Origin of the sequence: Bradyrhizobium mercantei (genome assembly GCF_001982635.1) — a bacterium.
In the GTDB taxonomy this organism is placed as follows: Bacteria; Pseudomonadota; Alphaproteobacteria; order Rhizobiales; family Xanthobacteraceae; genus Bradyrhizobium; species Bradyrhizobium mercantei.
On sequence record NZ_MKFI01000001.1, the window covers coordinates 450234 to 469088 of the forward strand.

The 18855-nt window shown below is 58.5% G+C and carries 20 protein-coding genes and 1 tRNA gene; 14 read left to right on the forward strand and 7 right to left on the reverse strand.

The genetic code is table 11. The annotated features are described in order from the left end of the window. The first annotated feature begins 56 nt into the window (after positions 1-56). Positions 57-296, forward strand: coding sequence for a hypothetical protein (locus tag BI327_RS02175; protein WP_076858167.1), 240 nt, complete (start codon positions 57-59; stop codon positions 294-296). A gap of 389 nt (positions 297-685) precedes the next feature. Here the strand turns inward: BI327_RS02175 and BI327_RS43480 are convergent, their stop codons facing one another. Then, positions 686-808, reverse strand: a complete 123-nt coding sequence (locus BI327_RS43480; protein WP_283807763.1) for a hypothetical protein — start codon at positions 806-808, stop codon at positions 686-688. A 249-nt stretch (positions 809-1057) separates the two neighbouring features. Here BI327_RS43480 and BI327_RS02180 point away from each other — a divergent pair, with 249 nt between their 5' ends. Next, on the forward strand, positions 1058-3322 hold the full coding sequence (locus BI327_RS02180; RefSeq protein WP_076858168.1) for a cation:proton antiporter domain-containing protein: 2265 nt from the start codon (positions 1058-1060) through the stop codon (positions 3320-3322). Positions 3323-3350: 28 nt separating this feature from the next. Here BI327_RS02180 and BI327_RS02185 read toward each other — a convergent pair whose 3' ends face one another. After that, entirely contained in the window at positions 3351-3797 is a 447-nt protein-coding gene (locus BI327_RS02185) for a hypothetical protein (protein WP_076858169.1), read from the reverse strand. Positions 3798-3800: 3 nt separating this feature from the next. On the opposite strand from BI327_RS02185, the gene BI327_RS43485 reads away from it, so the two are divergent. The 6 genes from BI327_RS43485 to BI327_RS42190 all read left to right on the forward strand — a co-directional run bounded on the left by BI327_RS43485 (position 3801) and on the right by BI327_RS42190 (position 6962). Further along, the gene (locus BI327_RS43485; protein WP_283807764.1) at positions 3801-3935 is read left to right on the forward strand and encodes a hypothetical protein; all 135 of its coding nucleotides are present in this window, start codon (positions 3801-3803) and stop codon (positions 3933-3935) included. A gap of 72 nt (positions 3936-4007) precedes the next feature. Further along, entirely contained in the window at positions 4008-4295 is a 288-nt protein-coding gene (locus BI327_RS02190; RefSeq protein ID WP_076858170.1) for a hypothetical protein, read from the forward strand. 85 nt (positions 4296-4380) lie between these two features. Continuing rightward, positions 4381-4457, forward strand: a tRNA-Arg gene (locus BI327_RS02195). 245 nt (positions 4458-4702) lie between these two features. Next, positions 4703-5941 (forward strand): tyrosine-type recombinase/integrase, encoded by a 1239-nt coding sequence (locus tag BI327_RS02200; RefSeq protein WP_076858171.1) that lies wholly within the window; start codon positions 4703-4705, stop codon positions 5939-5941. A 193-nt stretch (positions 5942-6134) separates the two neighbouring features. Next, positions 6135-6560: a hypothetical protein gene (locus BI327_RS42185; RefSeq protein WP_159450393.1), complete on the forward strand. Its 426-nt coding sequence runs from the start codon at positions 6135-6137 to the stop codon at positions 6558-6560. A 27-nt stretch (positions 6561-6587) separates the two neighbouring features. Continuing rightward, positions 6588-6962 carry a hypothetical protein gene (locus tag BI327_RS42190; protein WP_159450394.1) on the forward strand — a complete coding sequence of 125 codons (375 nt, stop codon included), beginning with the start codon at positions 6588-6590 and terminating at the stop codon, positions 6960-6962. An 818-nt stretch (positions 6963-7780) separates the two neighbouring features. On the opposite strand, the gene BI327_RS02210 is transcribed toward BI327_RS42190, so the two are convergent. Then, on the reverse strand, positions 7781-8569 hold the full coding sequence (locus tag BI327_RS02210; RefSeq protein ID WP_076858173.1) for a hypothetical protein: 789 nt from the start codon (positions 8567-8569) through the stop codon (positions 7781-7783). Between the two features lie 60 nt (positions 8570-8629). Continuing rightward, positions 8630-9847 (reverse strand): restriction endonuclease, encoded by a 1218-nt coding sequence (locus BI327_RS02215; protein WP_076858174.1) that lies wholly within the window; start codon positions 9845-9847, stop codon positions 8630-8632. 206 nt (positions 9848-10053) lie between these two features. Between BI327_RS02215 and BI327_RS02220 the strand changes: the two genes are divergently transcribed. From BI327_RS02220 to BI327_RS02260, 6 genes are all read left to right on the forward strand, one after another. Next, complete coding sequence (locus BI327_RS02220; protein ID WP_076858175.1) at positions 10054-11484, forward strand: hypothetical protein; 1431 nt, start codon at positions 10054-10056, stop codon at positions 11482-11484. Positions 11485-12465: 981 nt separating this feature from the next. After that, entirely contained in the window at positions 12466-13203 is a 738-nt protein-coding gene (locus tag BI327_RS41450) for a hypothetical protein (protein ID WP_143271511.1), read from the forward strand. Between the two features lie 62 nt (positions 13204-13265). Continuing rightward, positions 13266-13577, forward strand: coding sequence for a hypothetical protein (locus BI327_RS02240; protein ID WP_076858179.1), 312 nt, complete (start codon positions 13266-13268; stop codon positions 13575-13577). A 519-nt stretch (positions 13578-14096) separates the two neighbouring features. Beyond that, positions 14097-14654: a hypothetical protein gene (locus BI327_RS02250; RefSeq protein WP_076858180.1), complete on the forward strand. Its 558-nt coding sequence runs from the start codon at positions 14097-14099 to the stop codon at positions 14652-14654. A 92-nt stretch (positions 14655-14746) separates the two neighbouring features. Next, a complete protein-coding gene (locus BI327_RS02255; protein WP_076858181.1) occupies positions 14747-15493 on the forward strand; it encodes a hypothetical protein in 747 nt (248 codons plus the stop codon). A 105-nt stretch (positions 15494-15598) separates the two neighbouring features. After that, positions 15599-16936, forward strand: a complete 1338-nt coding sequence (locus BI327_RS02260; RefSeq protein ID WP_143271512.1) for a hypothetical protein — start codon at positions 15599-15601, stop codon at positions 16934-16936. Between the two features lie 120 nt (positions 16937-17056). Here the strand turns inward: BI327_RS02260 and BI327_RS02265 are convergent, their stop codons facing one another. The 3 genes from BI327_RS02265 to BI327_RS02275 are packed head-to-tail and all read right to left on the reverse strand — an operon-like array spanning position 17057 to position 18721. Continuing rightward, complete coding sequence (locus BI327_RS02265; protein ID WP_076858183.1) at positions 17057-17842, reverse strand: hypothetical protein; 786 nt, start codon at positions 17840-17842, stop codon at positions 17057-17059. Further along, the gene (locus tag BI327_RS02270; RefSeq protein ID WP_076858184.1) at positions 17835-18041 is read right to left on the reverse strand and encodes a hypothetical protein; all 207 of its coding nucleotides are present in this window, start codon (positions 18039-18041) and stop codon (positions 17835-17837) included. Before BI327_RS02270 ends, BI327_RS02265 begins: the two co-directional genes overlap by 8 nt. Continuing rightward, positions 18038-18721, reverse strand: coding sequence for a hypothetical protein (locus BI327_RS02275; RefSeq protein ID WP_076858185.1), 684 nt, complete (start codon positions 18719-18721; stop codon positions 18038-18040). The genes BI327_RS02270 and BI327_RS02275 overlap by 4 nt, the downstream gene beginning before the upstream one ends. Between the last annotated feature and the right edge of the window lie 134 nt (positions 18722-18855).

The following is an 18855-nucleotide window of genomic DNA, read 5'->3' on the forward strand; positions in this document are numbered from 1 at the left end:
ATCGCGACATCGCGCGATAGGTAACGCCAACAAGACCAACAATTCAGGATGAGCGCATGGTCGAAACCGGCACGATTTTCCGCGTTCGCTGCATCGACAACACGTTGCAGCGAAACACGCTCTCGGTGGGGCGAGTCTACGAGGTGACACGGACTCACGAACGCGACGATTATTATGAGCTCAGCGGATTGGGCCGGTTCAGCCAGTCCAGGTTCGAAGTCGTACAACCGGAGAGCACGGGTAACGGTGAAACCGAGACACCGCGCGAAGCGCGGCAGACGTCTCGTTCGAGATAGGCCGGAGCGCGAAGAGCCCCTCAGCCCGTGCTCGCGGCCCCAAACGCCGGGTGACTTGACCGGCACGCACCTCGCAAATGCGTGATGCCGCCGGACCGTCCGTCGCCTTGATTTGGGCACCTATGAGGAACAGGCTGCCTCGCCGAGCGCAAAGGCGGCCACCGCAGGGGGTGCCTGCAATTGACAGATCAATCCCGCTCGCCGGATGTGGATCTCCGCAATTTCATCCGGGTCATATCGGCATGCACCTTGGGACTGTGGGCATTTGCAGCCGGTCTCTTGATCGGGACCTTTTTGCTCTCCTGATTGACACGCCACCGGCCCGCGACTGCGCGAAACCTGCCATCGCGCATCGGGACGCGGCCAATGAACGCTGCACGCGCGCGGCCCTAGCCGCCGCTCAGATGATGGGCGGCGACGAACACAGCGAGCGCGCTCAGCACCAGCGCTGACGTTGCGCCGGCAACGCTGCGCGCGAGTTCGGCCTTCGAAAGATTGGATCTGGTTGCCATCGCGGCCTCCTGTGCCCGCGAGCCGAGGGGGAGCCATGACGTAGCCGCTGCGGCGGTCAGGCTCGCTCATGTCAGTCTCGCCTGGAGACAATCGCATCATGAGGATGAACGCCTCATGAGCAAAACGTATGGCGGGCGCCCCCGGTTCCAAAATCTGCCCCTTGTGGATCGCTTTTGGAACCCGGGCGTTGATCGCATGCGGCGCGGCAAGCGCGCCGGGCCGCGCTGGAATTTGCAATCGGAGACGCAATGGTGATCCACAGGCGGCGGCTTCAACCGACGATCTGGGCGGTCATCATCCTGGTTGCGACCGCCACGGCCGCCAGTGCCGAAGCCGACAAGGCGGGCAAGCCGTCCGAGTTCATCCTGCTCGCCCAGATCGCCCTCCTGATCGCGGTCGGGCGCGGCCTCGGCGAGCTGATGCAGCGGATCGGCCAGCCCTCCGTGATCGGCGAACTGCTCGGCGGCCTGCTGCTCGGCCCGTCACTGTTCGGCTGGCTGTTGCCGGCTGCGCATGACGTGGTCTTTCCACCGTCCGGTGAGCAGAAAGCGCTGATCGACGGCATCGCGCAGTTCGGCATCCTGCTATTGCTGCTCCTGACCGGCATGGAGACCGACCTCAAGCTGGTGCGCAAGGTCGGCCGCGCCGCAACCACGATCTCGGTCGCGGGCATCGCGGTGCCGTTCGTCTGCGGCTTTGCGCTCGGCGAGTTCCTGCCTGACCGCCTGTTGCCGCATCCCGAAGCGCGGCTGATCGCCTCGCTGTTCCTCGGCACCGCGCTCTCGATCTCGTCGGTGAAGATCGTCGCCGTCGTGGTGCGCGAGATGAACTTCATGCGCCGCAATGTCGGCCAGATCATCGTCGCCTCCGCGATCATCGACGACACCATCGGCTGGATCATCATCGCAATCATCTTCAGCCTCGCCACGCGCGGCACCCTCGACGTCCTCTCGATCGCGCAGGCGCTGTTCGGCACCCTCGCCTTCCTCGCGATCAGCTTCACGATCGGCCGCCGGCTGGTGTTCCGGCTGATCCGCTGGGCCAACGACAATCTGGTCTCATCGGCGGCTGTCATCACCGCGATCCTGCTGCTGATGAGCGTGATGGCTGGCATCACGCATCTGATCGGCGTGCATACCGTGCTCGGCGCCTTCATCGCCGGCGTGCTGGTCGGGGAATCCCCGATCCTGACCAGACAGATCGACGAGCGGCTGCGTGGACTGATCTCGAGCCTGTTCATGCCGGTGTTCTTCGGCCTCGCTGGCCTCAGCGCCGACCTCACCGTGCTCAGGGATCCGCAACTCTTGCTGCTGACCGGAGCGCTGATCCTGATCGCGAGCATCGGCAAGTTCGGCGGCGCCTTCGTCGGCGGCGCGCTGGGCGGGCTGACGCGGCAGGAATCCTACGCGCTGGCGAGCGGCATGAACGCGCGCGGCTCGACCGAGGTGATCATCGCCACCATCGGCCTGTCGATGGGGGTGCTGAGCCAGACCATGTTCTCGATGATCGTGACCATGGCGATCCTGACCACGATGGCGATGCCGCCGATGCTGCGCGGCGCGCTGGCGCGGCTGCCGCTCGGCAAGGACGAGAAGGAACGGCTGGAGCGCGAGGAATATGAGCAGCGCGGCTTCGTCGCCAATCTCGAGCGGCTGCTGCTCGCGGTCGACGAGAGCAGCAACGCGAAATTCGCCGCCCATCTCGCAGGCCTGCTCGCCGGCGGGCGCGGCCTGCCGATCACGGTGCTGCATGTCGACGCCGAGGCCAAGCGGCAGGAGCAGAACCGCGCCGACGCGGAGAGCCCGGAGGCTGCGGTCATCAATGCAGCGAAGGTGAGCGCCAAGGCCGAGGCCGATGGCGGCGGCAATGTCGAGGTCATCAGCCGTATCAGCGAGGAGACCGCGCCGGAGGCGATCGCCGAGGAAGCCAAAAAGGGCTTTGACCTGCTCGTGGTCGGTGTGGACGAGGTCGCCGGTCCCGATGGCGGCTTCGACAGGCGGATCGACGAGCTGACCTCCGGCTTCGGCGGCCCGCTGGCGATCGCCGCCGCCAAGGGCGCGCACGAGAAGGAGCCGACGGCCAACGCGCGGAAAATCCTGGTGCCGGTGTCGGGCAGCAACGTTTCGCGGCGCGGCGCCGAGGTCGCGATCGTGCTGGCTCGCCTCAGTGCCGAGCCGCTCCAGGTGGTCTATGTCTCGACCACGCGCGACAAGGGCGCCCGCCGCGCGAGCCCGAGCATGTCGCTGGCATCAGAGGAAGCGATCCTGAAGGACATCGCGGCGACCGCCGCTCGCTACGACATCAATGTCGCGACGCGGCTGCGCGCCAGCACCGCCCCCGAGGCCGCGATCCTGCAGGAGATATCGTCAAGTCGCGCCGACCTCGTGGTGATGGGCGTCGACCGTATCCAGGGCGACAGCCTGAATTTCGGCAGCGTCGCGACCGCCGTGCTCGGCAAGTCGAAAGCGTCGGTGCTGCTGGTGTCGGATGGCGATGTCAGGCCGAAAACCTGACGTGCGGGAGCGTGGCGGAACGGGCGCCCTACCACTCGTCCGGACAGGGATCGACGATCTTCCAGAGATCGACGCCGTTCTTGATCTTCTTCATCTCGGTGGTGAGCCCGCCATTGCGGCGGATCCAGTCCTTCACCGTATCGGGGTAGTAGGACATCAGGTCGGAGGTGCCCTCGAGGCTGGTGACCTTGATGCCGAAGGTGAACGCCTTGTCGTAATAGGCCTGGTGGAAGCCGATGCTGGCCTTCGGCGTCACGCAGATCTTGTTCAGCGGCACGATGCCGAACACCAGCGTGCAGGCCGAGTTGCAGATGCCGTCGATCACGACGCGCTCGCGGCGGTCGCGGATCAGCTTGTACTTGGCCTTGTACTCCTCGACATAGCCGCCATGGTCGCGCGTGATGTGCAGCACGGCCCGCGCGGGCGTCGCAGCCAGAACCGAGAGCAGCAAGGCGGCAAGGAGCGTGATGCGCATGAAATGTTCAAAACCAAGGGAAAGACGGCCCGGCCGGACCTGACCGCAAGACTCTGGCCGGACTGTGTTGGCAATCCGTTAAGCATCCGCAAAAAGGCAGAATTTGGCGCGCTGTGGCCGATTTCCCGCAGCTTTTGACCGAATTCCGGGTTAAATGAGGCTGGGACCGGCCAATGAGGCCGATTCCAGCGTGATGCCCGGAGGCCGCCAATGACCAAGACCAAGCTTTTCGCCGCCCTCGCCTTGACCGTTTCCCTGACAGTTTCCTTGGCTGTCCCGGCCGCGGCGGCCGACCTTACGGCCACTCCGCACCACCGGCATCACCACCACCGGCACGCTTATTGGGGCCTGCCCTACCACATCAGCTATCTGCACAATTACGGCCCCGGCCCGACCGCCGGCAGCTTCGCCTTTTACGACGGCCCCACGAACAACAAGTGCTACCAGAGCTCGGCCGCCTATATCGGCCAGGACCGCCGCCGGCACCCCTGCTTCTGAGGTCCTCGGACGGCCTGCGGGACACGCGGACGCCGCGCCGTCCCGGCTGGCCCCGGCTGACCAAGTCTGGTAATCGACCCGCAACGCGCTCGTAGCTCAGCTGGATAGAGCATCGGATTTCGATTCCGAGGGTCGGGAGTTCGAATCTCTCCGAGCGCGCCAATTCGAAGTTCATAATCGTTCATCAGCGTTCGCGATCATTCGCCAATAAATCAAAAACAGTATTATTCACAGTAATTTACCGTCCGCAGATCATCGAATTCGTGCGTTTTCGTTCGCGGCCATTCGCGAGCTCGATTACCCCTCCAACCACCACTCGCGCCGAGTTAGAAGCTCCTTTATATAGAGAATGTGGGTTCGGAGAACGCCGCGATCGGCGCCGAACGGCCGCGCGGGGGTTCACCGGCATGGGCGCTTCTCGACACGTTATTTCGGCCAAGAACTACCTCACCGTTCCGGGTGGCGATTATCCCTGCGGCAATAATCTGTATCTCATAGTGGCGCCGTCTGGCGCTCGTCGTTGGCTGTTTCGTTTTCAACGGAACGGCCTCAAGGACAGCATGGGCTTCGGGTCAGCGCGGGATGTTTCTTTTACGGAAGCCCAAGACAAAGCGATTGACGCCCGCCGTCTCCTCGCCAAAGGCATCAACCCCAAGGAGCACCGAAACGAAGAGCGCCGGGCACAGGCTTGCCCGTTGTTTGGCGCCTACGCTTCCGCCTGGCGTGACACCTATGAGAAGAGCCTCAAGCACCTCGCCTCGCGCAACAAGCTCAAGCGCAACGTCGATGTGCACTGCGTCGCGCTCCATAAGATGCGGATGGATGAAATCGTCACCGATCACGTGATTAAGCTCGTGCTTGACCGTATCCAGCATCAGGTCGAGAACGCGCGCGATGTTCGACAACGCCTCAAGCTGATCTTTGATGCCGCCATCGCAGACGGTCTGCGCAAGGATAATCCAGCCGACTACGACACCAGGCTGCGCCCCAAGATGGGCAAAGCGCCCAAGCGTGGCCGGGTCCGTGGTCATCACAAGGGCATCTCGCACCAGAGCTTGCCGGGCTTCATGGGCAAGGTCGGCGGAAGCCCAGATCAGAGCGCCCGCGCCATTGAAATTCTCACCCTGACCGTCGCGCGCTCGGCTGAGATCATGCATATGCGTTGGTCGCAACTCGACCTCGATGCCGGACTATGGGAGATCAAGGCTAGCGACATCCCGGAGGACACTGACGGCGGCGAAGGCACGAAGAACGACATCGATAAGCTGACGCCGCTCCCGCGCCAAGCCGTCGCGATCCTGCGCGAAATGCACGATAGCCGGGTCAGCGATTACGTGTTCCCTGGCCGCAACCTCGCTGGTCCCATGTCCAATAACACCATGCTCAAGCGGCTCAAGGAGCTTTCCGGTGATCCGACACTGACGGTTCATGGTCTGCGCGGCACATTTCGAACATGGGCGCAGGAGGAAACCAACTTTGAAGTCGAGATCGTGGAGCACTGCATGCATCACATTACGGGTGATGCCGCTGAGAAGGCGTACAAGCACGGCGCCGCATTGCGGAAGCGGTGTGAAGTTTTGCAGGCTTGGGCGGACTACGCCCTGAAGCCGATTGGGAAAGTGTCTGACTTTAGGCAAGTCGCCTGACTGGCCCTGCCAAGACCGTCATCCACGATGATCACCGAATGTCCGCGACGGGCCAGTCGGCATAGTGCAGGCGGTAGGATAGGCAGCGGGGTGAGCGCCGGTAAGCTAGGGAATTCGCTCGCCTGACGCGCTCAAGGAGCGCGGCCCGCATCGAGCGCTTCAGATCGCTCCACCACGTATTTGACATGCAAGTATGCTCGATGTGCTCGAAGGCGCATTGGACAGCGAGCGATGCCATCTGCTCTCTCGGCCGAGCGGCAAACGAGCCAACGAATTGCTCCGCTACTGCGGCATCTGTTTGCAGCCAAGTAAAAACCAGTGCTGCCGCACCGTTGGCGGCAAGCAAGTGCATCGCCACGTAAGAACAGTCTTCGGCAAGGTTCTGAACACGGCGCGCAGCGAAATCGTATTGCGGCCGAAAGGCGCCAGCCGTCATCACATCAGGCGGCGCATCGAACCGTACGACAAGGCTGCGGATATCCTTGAAGCGCCGAGCCGCAATCAATTTCTCAGTGCGCCTCAGAGCGTCATGCGCTTCGTGAAACGCTTTGCCGCTCCACGTGACAATCCAGGAAAATCTGAGGTCATTCGGTTCGCCCGTCTCCAAATCATGCTCTAAGGCTGCTGACTCTAGTTGGTTTCTACGATGATAGAACTCAGCGGCAACGGCTCGATAGTGCAGCAATGTAAGTTGCTCGGAGGAAAAGTTCAGCGGCACGTCCTCAACTCTCGCGAAGAGAGCCTTGTCGTGGTTGGCGCAGAAGCAGTTCATCGTCGAGAACTCGCCAACGCCGATCTCCTTGGCTTCGAACTGACTTCGCTGCATCCTCATCACGGCGGTCAGGGATGTTGGAACAGCGATGACACGACCTCGCTGCGCTATCTGTCTCAACTGAGATCGAGGAATGATATGAGCGCGAACGATCCGACCGTGGCATGGCGAGCCAACCCTCGTTGCAACGCACTCCTTCAGTTGGAAAATGCGCTGGTGCCTTTCAGTAAAGGACCACATCTGGGGTGAAATCGTCATTGTCGAATATTTGGCGGTCAACTTGTGTTCTCGTCAAGACGGGACCAAAGCCAATGCACTCTCGGAAAAGAGCGCGGCGTCATTGAAATCCTGTGTCAGTCATCAGCCGCTCGACCCAAATTAAAGGCGAGATGCAGCAACAACTGCGAGCACAATCAACAGTGCTGCCGCTATCGCCACAATACCATCGGCGGTGAGATGCAGCCCCCAGAGGCTGACTTGTAGTCGATTGTGCATGACGCGGCTCTCCATTGAAATACATGAGAGCCCTTCGGGGGACGGTCTCTATCTGCGCGCTGATTTACCTGCCCGTCTACCGCCGTCAAACGCCGCAACGTCCCCTGCTAAGGAACAACGCCTTTCGCGTAACGCGCTTATGACGTGAGGCGATCGGCATTGCGTTCGTCCGCTGTGTCAGTCCTGTGCCAAACCACATTTCTGACCGCGTGGCTTGTCCACAGATATTCGGATTTGGCCTAGCCTTAGCCCTGCGCCCGATCAACTGCTGACAGCGGGTCCATGCACGCACCCTCGACGCCCGGTAGCCCAGCGCCGTTCCGATCCCCAACGGATTGATAATTTGCACATAGGCTACCGCCGCAGACATATTACCGCCCATGGGCACCAAATCCCGCGAACACCGGTTCGGCGCCACGGTCCGGCGCCTCACCGAGCGGGCCGCCCCGGGACGCGCGTAGAGATGTCGACGCCATAGCCCTGAATGCCGGATACCGCTGCCTAAGGGTCAACTGCCTGGGCTGTGAGACACACCAGACCGACATACTCAACATCGTGCGGAGCCCAACGGGTTAGTGCTCTAGTGGCGGCTCAAGTTTGCGAGGAGGAAGGGGCTGATTTTCTGAAAGGCGAATGCCTATAGTAGGAACGAACACTGTCTTTATGTAGACGACCGGGCTTCCGGCGGGTTCTGCCGAACGCACATTCGCGTCGAACGTCAGATCATACGGCAAGCCCATCTGTCGAGCCTCCGGCCTCGGAGGCATTCCAAGCGTTGGCCCAAGCACGCCGGTCTTATTTGGCTGTGGCCGCAGCGGAGGGAGGTTTTCGTAGACGAGGCCCGCGTGCAGTACCTCGATTTCTTGCTGCTGCAAGTCCCTCTCGATCGCTTCGAGTTCCTGTCTCACCATTGCCAGTTCTAGCCGCCGCTTTTCAGGTTTGGCAGGCGTTTCGTTGAGTTCATCCAGTCTCTTGATGACCCGGGCGATTTTACCCGGTGTTTTGGTGCGTCGCTCAACTCGGAAAACCTGCTCCTCCTTCGCTTTCGATTTCTCTATGAAAGTCGAGTTGATGTATCCGCCGAACTCGCGAGCGTCGTTTACCAGAGCGATGGTACCAGTCCTTAGGTTCGGGTACATGCCTATGGCTGTGGCGAGACCCGCTGCAACCCCGAACCATGCTTTCGCGGACCCCTCTTCAATCTTGACGTGAAGCGTGACGTTGCCCCCGTAAACCCGTTGGGCAATGTCAATGGCCGCGGCTTGACTTAATTCGCCAATCTCTACGAGCCGTGCACGAGATGCCATGTAGGGGTTCAGATGAATATACCCCTCCGCTAACGCGGCCATATTCCACTCCATGATTTCATATCCACACCCCTCCATTCCGTCTTCGGTGCCGTTAACCGCTAGCCAACAAAGTCAGGCTGTCTCCGTCAGCAAAAATTCCGTGTGCAAAAGAGACATCACCAATTCTGGCGTGTTGAAGCCATTGTTGACAAGAATGTCGGCAATGTCTCGTCCGCTGAAGAAGATGATCGGATGGCGGTCTTCGCGAACCTCTTCATACGCCTGCCGCGCGATCACTGAGGTAGTCACCAGAACTCCGAACTGCCGATGGCGAATTCGTGAGATCAAGCGCGAAACTTCTCGAACTCCAACAGTATTCGGCGTCGTTTCGTCGAACCCCGGTTGATAGCACTTCGCCTCAAGCGAAAATTCCGCGTACACTGGATCGCCCGAAAGGCCGAGGAGATAGCGACCAATGGCATCGCGACCACCGTCGACGCTACCCCGCGTGATGGTGTCGATAATCACACGCGGATCATGCATCTGAAAGACACGCGCGGCGAACGCCTCAAATGCAATCGGTGCTTGCTCGAAATATTCAAAGACGACGCGCAGGATCGCAGTCTTGGCAGGGGTGTCTGGTCGCTGCTCTTCGACGTTCCTAATGATCGTAGTGCTTTCCGAAGCCAGCGCCTTCGCTCGGCCAGACCGCACCCAATCCAGCCAAGCGGCGGGGGCTGAAACGGCCGTACTTGCACCAGGTCCGGCAGCTAGTTCTTGTAGCCAGGTGCGTGTGATTACAGGAGCGTCTAAGACTGTAAAAATCGAGCGATAGTTTTGAAAACGTTGCCCTTCGGTCGTCTTCCAAACCGCGACCAGGTCAGCGGTCGAAGGCAAGCCAGGAAACCCAGGGACCGCCAACCCTTTGAACTGTACAGACCGGCCACTGGCGGGAGTTGGGTATCTCTTGAAAATGAAGAACGGCGGCACCTTTGCGCGCATCAGCGGCGACGCGTGCAGGAATTCGAATGCACGCCGCAAGAGTTCATTGCCACCACGTGTCGTCTCGTGCAGTTCGTGTCCAGGTGTCTTGTTGTCACCAAAGTAGATGAATTGTCCTGTGCTCAAGTCCAATGTATCGGGCCAGTCTTTGTCTTCCCCGCTGGTGTAGAGCACGACGTACTTCTTATCCGGCCCGCGCCCGGCGGCGCGAAATCCGCCTTGGTTTCCAACCCCCTCAAGGATTTTAGAGATTGGATCGTCGGCTGCGTTTCCCTGTCTTCCGCCCTCATAGATGGCATCGACGACCAGGTCCGATGATGACAACACGTTTGAAGGAATGATCCGCACGAGAATTCCGCTTCTGGCAACACAACATTGATTTGCTCAACAGCGTCACGAGCAATGGATGCTTCGGTCAATCAAAAATATGCGACACAGCTCATTTGCATGCACACAACTAAGGTCTAGTACAGCGCCACCACCACGTATGTTGTCAACTGCTAGTTGTTTGCATAGCATGCGCCATTTTTAGCGGTGTACGAAGGCGTATCGTTGTGGCAAAGCTTTTTAGGCCAAGACTATTCAGTCAGCAATTCCGCATTGATCCTTCTGCACTCCAAAAAGCGGGCCTGCTCGACCCATTTCTCAACGCAGACACCAAGCTCTTCATCGATCCGCTCCTGCTCCGGCATAGCAGCAATCCGTTGATCAGTGGCAAGGGGCTCGCGACATTCCGCAAGCGAATGAAGGACATTGTCGATCTGTTGCTCGCAACTCCGACCAACAGCGGACCGGCATGGACTGCGGCGCTTAGGCTCCTCGATCTTCACGAGCGACGGGAGACCTGTCTGGGCTATGGCGGACGAGGAACTTCTGGCAGCAGCAGACCGGTAAGCCTCAAGACGAAAATCCTCACAACAGCCAGAGATATTGTAAACCTCGGCATGAAGAACCCCGAGATTATTGGATTGATGGGCATTCTTGAGGAAAAAGTTGGCCCCGACACGATAAGCGACCTCACGACGAACTCTATCATGCCGATCCTGGAAGAGATTACGCAGGGGTTCTGCAAAACCCACGGCGTTCCCACCAAAAACTTTGTCATCGGGCGAGCAACATACAACCTCCCCCAAAATCCGCTCGATCCTGAGCACGCTTTTGCATTGGTGCCTAAAGACATTCTACGTGAACTGCCTGTAGCTGCTGATTGGTCCGATATCGATCGGGTCGTTTCGCACAACGCAGTATTACGCGACGCAGTCAACAAGATGCTCGGCGACATCACGAAGGCTACCGTCACGGACAAAAAGCGAGCACTGAAACAGGCCGCGTTATCGTCCGCAAAGGGCTTCAAACGCTTCTTCGACGATATGCTCGGCGAGCATTTCAAGAGTTACGACTTTTCGAAGGACAAGCGCGCAATCGAAGCATTGCGGCAAGCAATTACTGAGACTTCGAGCAAATTTCCGCTGAAGATTGAGGCGCCGACTAAAAAAAATGCCGCCGAGTTGAAGCGCGTGGTCGATCTGATTGTTGCCCAGTTCAAGCACTTGGTGGAGCATAATGATCTCTCGCGGCTGCTCTGGCACGGCAGCAAACCTCGAAGCGAAAAATCGTCACAGCTCGTGTTCTTTGGCGTGGCGGACAGCTATTGCAAGGCGAACAACATAGATATCTCTCCGGAGGTAAATGCGGGCGGCGGACCCGTCGACTTCAAATTCTCCTCTGGTTACGCAGGTCGTTTCCTGGTCGAGATAAAGCTTTCTACTGGCACCGTAGAACACGGCTATAGGACCCAGCTCGGCGTCTATAAGACAGCAGCAGTAACCGATGAGGGACTATTTCTTGTTATAAATGTCGGAAAGCTCGGCAAGAAAGGGCTCAAGATTCTCGCTACCCAGAAGGCTCAGCGTAAGGCGGGGTACCGCGCGGCCGACATTGTGATCGTTGACGCAACCAAAAGGCCGTCAGCCAGCAAGCGCTAAAAGATATGCCATTCGACATTCAAAAGATCATTGAGCGCAGGCATGCGATGCCTACTCAGCTCTAGCGGGTCCGAAGTACAGCGATCTGCCCCCGTACCGTATCCAGCATTTCACCATATCTCCGCTGCACCTGTTCATGAACATAATCACGGTATCCAGGATGGTCTGCGATCAATGGTCGCTCAATTACGCCGGGGAAATCGCAATTTGCCAGAACGGCGCGAGCAGCAGTGTCCAAGTCAACTGGCTGCGCAGCGGCGACAACGGTTTCCCGCGCCATACATTCGGAAGTCGCCGAACGCGCTGTTTCGCGTCGGTCCTTTTCAGCTTGTGATGTGCAGGCGCCAAGCGCAAAGGCAATCAGGCATGCCAATGTCGAACGCACAGACGCCCCCTCAGCTCGAAAACCCCCGACGCAACGCGCGCTAACGATAATGGAAACGCGTTGAACCGCCAACTGGCAACTTGCTAAGGTTGAATTTCAACAAGTCGTCTAAACGAGGCGATTTGAGGTGCGAGGTGGAAAAGTAGGATGCACATCCCGACATCGCTGATTGATGCCGGGACGTGGGATGACCTACCTGTGCGTTCCGTACCGATTACCGGTGCTCGGGTTCGAATAGGTGCCGCCTCTGTGGGACGACCCCACCCCGCCGGAGTATGATCCACCGTGACTAGACGTGTGATGACCTCCTCCATAGGAAACCCGGCCTCCGCCATGACCGCCCCCGCCCCGTGCTTCTGCAAATGTGGTTGAGCAAAGCAGCGCCACCGCAAGTATTGTCACCTTCTTCAAAGCAATCCTCCCTAAAATGCGGACCGTCTTCGCGACGGTCATTCGTGTTCAAACAGCCAGTGCAACTACAGTGTCCCGCTCACTCGCGTACACACAACTAAGGTCTATGCTGTGAGTTGAAGCTGAATATTGATATCCCGCTCCGGTTGCGGTTCTATCTCGCTTTCGGGTCTGGGGAATTAATAATGCGTAGGCTGGGCGTTGTGGCGCTTTGCGCCATGTTGGGGGGGTGTGTAACAAACAGCGAAATTGTTCAGTTCAAAACGTCCAATCCGCAACAGCAGGCGCTCATGCGCGATGGACAGCCAGCCCTCGTATCTCGGCAGAAGAATTCGCTCGTCCTTGTGCGCCCTGCTTCTCGGCAGTTTCAAGCCAATGGCCGCCCCGTGTTTGTCGTGGGCATCAATAATCTTGGTAAGGCCCCCGTAGATTTCCGGGTATCGCAAGTCGAAGCAATCCAACACGTCGGCGGAACTGATCATTCAATGCAGGTCGTGACGTATGAAATGCTCGTGCAGGAAGAAAAGAACCGCCAGGTCGCACGGGCCATTTTTACGGGTCTAGCGGCAGCAGGCAATACCTATAGTGCTTCGCAAGCAGGATATGGCAGCTACACGACCCCAAGCGGTCGCACAGGCGCGTTCTACAGCCCGACCGCCGCCGCAATCGCCCAAGGCAACGCAGCGGCTCAAAACGACGCGATGGTCGCCGCCACAGTGGAGGCGGGACAGCGTAATATGGCGGCACTAGAGCAGTCGGTGATCAAGGACAACACGCTCATGTCAGGTGAGTGGTACGGCGGCCAATTGCATCTTGCGCCACCAACTGATCAGGCTGGTGGCGCGAAGACTTACACGATTGTTATTACAGTTGGCGCCGACCGGCATGTGATCGATATTGCTCAAGGACCCGCAGGCGCTTGAAGTGGCGCCCGTAAGACACAACCGTGGTAGTATAGCCAATGTAAGCGAGGAAACCGTTTTTTATGAAATACTGGTTGGGCGTTGGTGCGCTCATCGTCTCGTTTATTGTTGTAGCGCAGTTTGTCACGATCTTTGTCATTCAGCCCATCGGCGCCATACCCGAGGGCCGAACTGTCGTCATTACTCGACTTACAAACTTGAACTTCATCGACAGCGCCGACGCGGTCTGCGACCGCAAACTTGGCGGTGTGAGCCTCCTATGTCGAGGGGTAGTCATGGGCAAGGTAGCCAAGGAGGCGCGCATCCTCGCGCGTCTACCGTATTCGGAGACGTTGTACACCATTAGCACTGGTGGGAAGAACTACAGCCGGTAGAGAAGCGGTCATGCGGGGCGGAGTTATCTTTTTGCTCTTAGTCGTTACAGCCTTTGCGGCCTATTCGATAGGCCATCAAAGCGCGACGATAACTATCTCGCCTCCGACGCCCACTTCACTCGCTGCTACTCGTACACAGCCGCTCGCATTGGTTGATGCGCCTGTCGTTGCTGCGCCGCAGAAGCAGCCGTTTGAGTTTCCTTCATCTGGCCTTACGCGTGACCCGCCCCTCGATCATGCGAACGCATCTGACAAACCTCCGCTGAAAGCAGAGCCAAAACGTCGTGTTGAGGTGGCGCTGACCGTAGCAGCCATCGCGGCGATCCTAATCAAGGCGAGTAGAGATCAGTATCACACGAGCGGCAAGCCGTGCGCCTGCCCCGACGACCTGATGCGGAACGGAAGGGCATGCGGCGGACGAAGCGCATACGCACGGCCCGGCGGTGCGGCTCCTATCTGCTATCCCCACGACGTGACTACCGCTATGATTGATGCTTATCGCAAACGAACGTTTTCACAATGAAACTGATGGCAGCACGCCTGACGGTGGCAATGATTGTTCCAATCATATTCTGTGCCGTCCTCTCGTTCAGAGCTGCCGCGCAGGCAACTGAAGTCGACTGGAAACTATATGGGTGGTCCGACAACGACCAACACTGCTTCTATGATGCAAGTACCGCCGAACGGCATGCCGATCGGCACGTTCGCGTCTGGGCTAAATGCCTGTTGCAAAGTGAAATGGATGCCGTCGACATCGAGAAGGATTTTGATGGCAAAATCGTCAATGGAGCGGCGCACAAAGTCGTGTCGCGCTACGTTCCTCCCATCGCAGATTTCGTCAAACTGTCGGCTGACGAGCAGATAGCGGTTATCCGATACGAAGTGACTGCCGACATCGGCTCTATCGAACCGGCTGCGCGAATTTTTTATGAGCTAAACTGTTCAGAGCGGATGATGCGCGAACTAAGCATTCAAGTTCGCGGGCGCGGTAGCCATAACAAACCACTGGACTGGAAGTTTGTGGCGCCCGAAACCAACGGTACCCGACTGCTGAAGATGCTCTGCCCCGAAGGCTGAAAATTCTAGCCATCGCCGCCGCCGAACACGAGGAGCCGGAACATAAGCGAGTGAGCCTAGCGACAGCGCCCCAACCAGGCAAGGATTTGAACGTGACAAAGGCACTTTGTATAGGCTGGGGAGCGGCGGTCCAGGGCAAGGACAAAGACATGGCCGCTTGGGAGGCCGCCCTGAAGAAGCCGTTCGACCCCTGGGTAGAGAACCACGACAGTCAGACAATACTGCGCTCGAAGACCCTGGACGCATTGCTGACCGCTACCGAGGTGCGGGATCGAGCTGCCGCTCTTATTGGACGTATCAACGGTGCTATGGCTCTGTCCTGTCATGCGGGATCGCTTCGCTTCGCCGGCGGCGTTACCCAATTCATGTCCGATGGGAAGCGCCACAGAACGATCTTCACCGAGATGTTCGATGAACTGGACGTGATTGACACTATCGCCGCCGTTTCCGTGATCGGACCTGACGGCAAGCCCGTCCCGCCCGCTCCAGCTCAAGAAAGTGACGTGCAGGCGTGGGTCAGTCTCGCAGACACAGATGATTTGTTGGATGATGCCCTAGTGTACTTCGGTACGGCCACAGAATGGTTCGATATTTACAAGACGCTCGAAACGCTCATCCTCCGGTTTGGCGGCCAAGGAAAGAAGGCCGAAGAAGCGTTCTTGTCGCTAGGCTGGGCGTTAAAGCCGAGGATCAAACTACTCAAGCAGACAGCAAATTGGGTTCGCCATGCCAAACGCAAGTATAGGCGACCGAGCAAACCGATGGAGCTAAGCGAGGCACGCCAACTGATCGATCAACTTCTTCGACGTGCGCTGTTGGAGGCGGCCAGGAAGCCGTGACTAGCGTTTCGTTAAGTCCGCATACCGTGCTTGACGCTGCTCGCCCAATGCTGATGCATGCCGGGGTGCGGGCCATGAAAGCCTCTGAATAGGGAACGTTGAGCTGTGCCGACAAAACTGGTGAACCGCCCGATTGAAAACTTCACAGACAGTTTGATTTCCTCGATAGCAGCAATCTACCTCACGATCATTTCGTTCATGCTCGTATATGGATACGTGGGGGTCAGTCTTTATCAACACAATGAAGCGACGACTAAACTAGTAAACTTGGATAAATTGCTCGCGTTGCGATACCTGACCGGCAGCAATCCAACATTCAGCAGACCGGCGACGCTAAGAGATCTTCCGCATTTCTACTCAGATGCAATGTCAGAGAGTTTTAACGAGATCGTTGAAGAGCTCGACCCGGACAGAAAAGATCAGCAGAGAACGCCCAAGGCCAAGTCGAAATTCAGCGACACTCCACTTGATCGTTCGCAACGGGTTCGTGGTGTACCAATGCGAATGGCCGCCAGCGGAAACTGCGATGCTCTGGTTACGCGGTTGGCACCGGGCCAGACCTTCAATTTCATTACGATTATGATCGTAGGCGAAGCACATACGGTGACGAGTGAAGCAGCCCAACTCGCAAGTTTCAACCAGTGTGGTCCAGGTCCTAGCGGTGAATTCAAGGCACTTATCTTTCAACTCGATGATGGTCAGCACGCTTTTGCTATTCCGCGAACACTGGAAGAAGAATTTCTTGGCAGAGCGGAACAACGAATATTCTCGAACTATCCTCTCCGAAACGCGAACCAGATCGTCTTGCCGCTGCTCCCGGAAGCGATGAGAAGGTACGTACGTCTCTCGGATGAGTACGTCTTCCTCCATGCACAGGCTGTCGACTACCTCATTCTGAATACGGCCAACGACGCGCTGGGACGGCACTTCACGCCCGATCGCCTCGACGACGCGGTCCAACAGGCTTACGAGCAGAAAGAACGTGACACTTCCTACTTCGGCATCAATGCTTCGAGTACTGTCCTGGTTCGGCTTGGACCGCTAGTCTACTTTGTCTTTTCGTTTGAACTGTGGAGGCGGGTTCGGCGCCTTCCGCACGGGAAGTTCAATTCTGGCAACTATTGGTTCGCGTTCGAGACCCGCGACATTTTGGGAAGACTGTATGCTTTCCTCTATGCGCTCGCGCCACTTGCAATCGGCGTCCTCATCTACTCGCTATTTGCAATTTCTCAGCGTTTAGGTGTCGTCATTTCTGGGCGAGTAATAACTGTTCCCAGTTTGATTACCCTGGACTTTCCTCGTGCAATAGCCCCTGGGTGGTTGTCCTACGACCCGTGGGCACTCGCGTTGCTGCTTCTGGTGCCCATTCACCTTCTCATTCTGATGGTGACGACGCAGAAGTTGATATCCGTCGTCGTTGCTAATGCACGACCCCAAACGTAAGTGATCGTCAGCATGATCGGCTAAAGGGGAAAGCGGAGAGACACTTTGAAGAGCCTCAACAGGCTGATTGCATCCGCTACGGTGCTGCTTTCCGAGTGGCGCGCTAAACCCGACCGGTAGCTAGTCACATTTTGCGAGAACCCCTCTCGCCGCCAACTCGCGCTCGCGCCGTTGAACGCGCCGCTGCTGCTCAACCGCCAACGCCTTCCGGGCTTCCATTTGCCAGATGATCTGATCAATCTCTGCGCCATTCAACGTCCGCTTGATACGCAAGACGATAGACAACGCCATCACGACATCACCGTAAGGCATCAGCAAGTCGCGCGCAGTCAAATCACAATGCAAAATAAAGGCATCAAGAGCCTCATCACTGGCGGAAATCAGCGTGGTCAGTTCCCGTGCCTGACGAAGATCATCAATAGGCACGGGAGGCTCTCCGTCAAGCAGCATACGTTCCGCCGCCCGGCCTGCCATAAACTCGATGCACTGAGCGTAGATGCCTGCAAAAACATCGGCGACGGGCTGACGATCTTCGCCCGCTTGCGGCATGACCGAGCGAAGCGCATCCTGCACGTCGGAGACATCGCCGCGACCTTCCGCAAACGCCTCAGCGTGACCAACGCCCCAACACAAGCCCTCTGAACCACGAACCACGTCGGGGTTCACGGTAATGCCACCGACCTCATGCCCCAAGAGACGCGCGCAAACGGCGTGCCCGGCTTCATGGACAGCGATCCGCATATCCTCGTCGTGAGTGCGACCGAGCGACGCGAGCAGGCTGTCGTACCCGTCGCTTTGGTCATCGAGGCCGCCGCCGAGATCGGCCACCAATCCGACCCCGACAGCGGCCTCCGTCTTGGCGAGAAAGGCCGCTGATCCTTCCTCAGCCGGAACTTCTTCAGACATGGCCGAGCACCTTCTTGTGCCGCGCGAGCATGCGCGAGCGAATGGCCGCGACAGTGCTATCACCCGAGCGCGGCGCGGCACGGGCGATCATCTCCGCAATGGCCGCCGGGACGCGGCGGCCGTTCTTCGGATCGACAATCCAGCCGTCGATCCGCGTGACAATTCGGTGGGGCTGCCATCCAGGAGGGGCTGATTTCATGTGCGCGGCACCTCAATCTCGATGGAGCGCGCTTCCTGGCTGCGGTCGATCACGGTGAAATTGGCCTCGCGCAGCACTGGGTTGTGTTCGATCAGCGGCGCGACGGCGGGCTCAACGGGAGCGATGACCGGGACGGACATCGGCGTTCCCGGAATGGCCTGCCGACCCTCGCGGATCGCGTCCGGCATCGCCGCCAACTCCGACATTGCGAAGTTAGCCGCCACTTCGATCTGAGCCATCGTGTTCTGAGCAAACCTAGCAATTTGGTCGCTTTCGAAATGCCAAAGGCTGATCTCGGACAAGGCGTCAACGAACACCCGCGAATGCTCAAGGTAACCCGGCAACGCCGCCCTGATGGCGGCAACCTGGTCGGTCAGCGCTTCTGCCGCCGCGCCGCGCTCGATGCGCTCACGTTCAGCCGCCAGCCGATGCTCGGCTTCTGCCTTCTGTTGCGCCAGCACGGCGATCGCATCGTCGATAGCCGCCAGGTCCAGGCTTGCCGTCGCCGCGGCGCTCTGCACCTTGTCGAGTGCCCGATGGTCGTCCAGATCGGCCGACAGCAAGGCATGCTGGCGGGCCTTGATCGCCTTGTCAGCCGCTGCCTGTGCGGCGAAACGTTTGACGACAAGCTGCTCGCCGCGCTTCGTGAGCGAGACGATAGTGGTTTCAAGTTCCTGCATGGGTGATTTTCGGAAAGGGTTTCGCATTCGGCCAGCCTATGCGGCGGAGAGCGAATTTGGCAGGCCCCGTCCATGGAGCACGCCACGTGCAAAGCAGATTATTGTGGTGCGCTCCACATTTCGAGCACGTGGCG

Bases quoted from the DNA above. Each gene is read 5' to 3' on its own strand.
- BI327_RS02180 (WP_076858168.1), top strand. From the start codon at position 1,058: ATGGTGATCCACAGGCGGCGGCTTCAACCGACGATCTGGGCGGTCATC.
- BI327_RS41450 (WP_143271511.1), top strand. From the start codon at position 12,466: ATGCGTAGGCTGGGCGTTGTGGCGCTTTGCGCCATGTTGGGGGGGTGT.
- BI327_RS02200 (WP_076858171.1), top strand. From the start codon at position 4,703: ATGGGCGCTTCTCGACACGTTATTTCGGCCAAGAACTACCTCACCGTT.
- BI327_RS42190 (WP_159450394.1), top strand. From the start codon at position 6,588: ATGATAGAACTCAGCGGCAACGGCTCGATAGTGCAGCAATGTAAGTTG.
- BI327_RS43480 (WP_283807763.1), bottom strand. From the start codon at position 808: ATGGCAACCAGATCCAATCTTTCGAAGGCCGAACTCGCGCGCAGCGTT.
- BI327_RS02185 (WP_076858169.1), bottom strand. From the start codon at position 3,797: ATGCGCATCACGCTCCTTGCCGCCTTGCTGCTCTCGGTTCTGGCTGCG.
- BI327_RS02175 (WP_076858167.1), top strand. From the start codon at position 57: ATGGTCGAAACCGGCACGATTTTCCGCGTTCGCTGCATCGACAACACG.
- BI327_RS02275 (WP_076858185.1), bottom strand. From the start codon at position 18,721: ATGCAGGAACTTGAAACCACTATCGTCTCGCTCACGAAGCGCGGCGAG.
- BI327_RS02210 (WP_076858173.1), bottom strand. From the start codon at position 8,569: ATGGAGTGGAATATGGCCGCGTTAGCGGAGGGGTATATTCATCTGAAC.
- BI327_RS43485 (WP_283807764.1), top strand. From the start codon at position 3,801: ATGTTCAAAACCAAGGGAAAGACGGCCCGGCCGGACCTGACCGCAAGA.
- BI327_RS02265 (WP_076858183.1), bottom strand. From the start codon at position 17,842: ATGTCTGAAGAAGTTCCGGCTGAGGAAGGATCAGCGGCCTTTCTCGCC.
- BI327_RS02270 (WP_076858184.1), bottom strand. From the start codon at position 18,041: ATGAAATCAGCCCCTCCTGGATGGCAGCCCCACCGAATTGTCACGCGG.
- BI327_RS42185 (WP_159450393.1), top strand. From the start codon at position 6,135: ATGCTCGATGTGCTCGAAGGCGCATTGGACAGCGAGCGATGCCATCTG.
- BI327_RS02190 (WP_076858170.1), top strand. From the start codon at position 4,008: ATGACCAAGACCAAGCTTTTCGCCGCCCTCGCCTTGACCGTTTCCCTG.
- BI327_RS02250 (WP_076858180.1), top strand. From the start codon at position 14,097: ATGAAACTGATGGCAGCACGCCTGACGGTGGCAATGATTGTTCCAATC.
- BI327_RS02240 (WP_076858179.1), top strand. From the start codon at position 13,266: ATGAAATACTGGTTGGGCGTTGGTGCGCTCATCGTCTCGTTTATTGTT.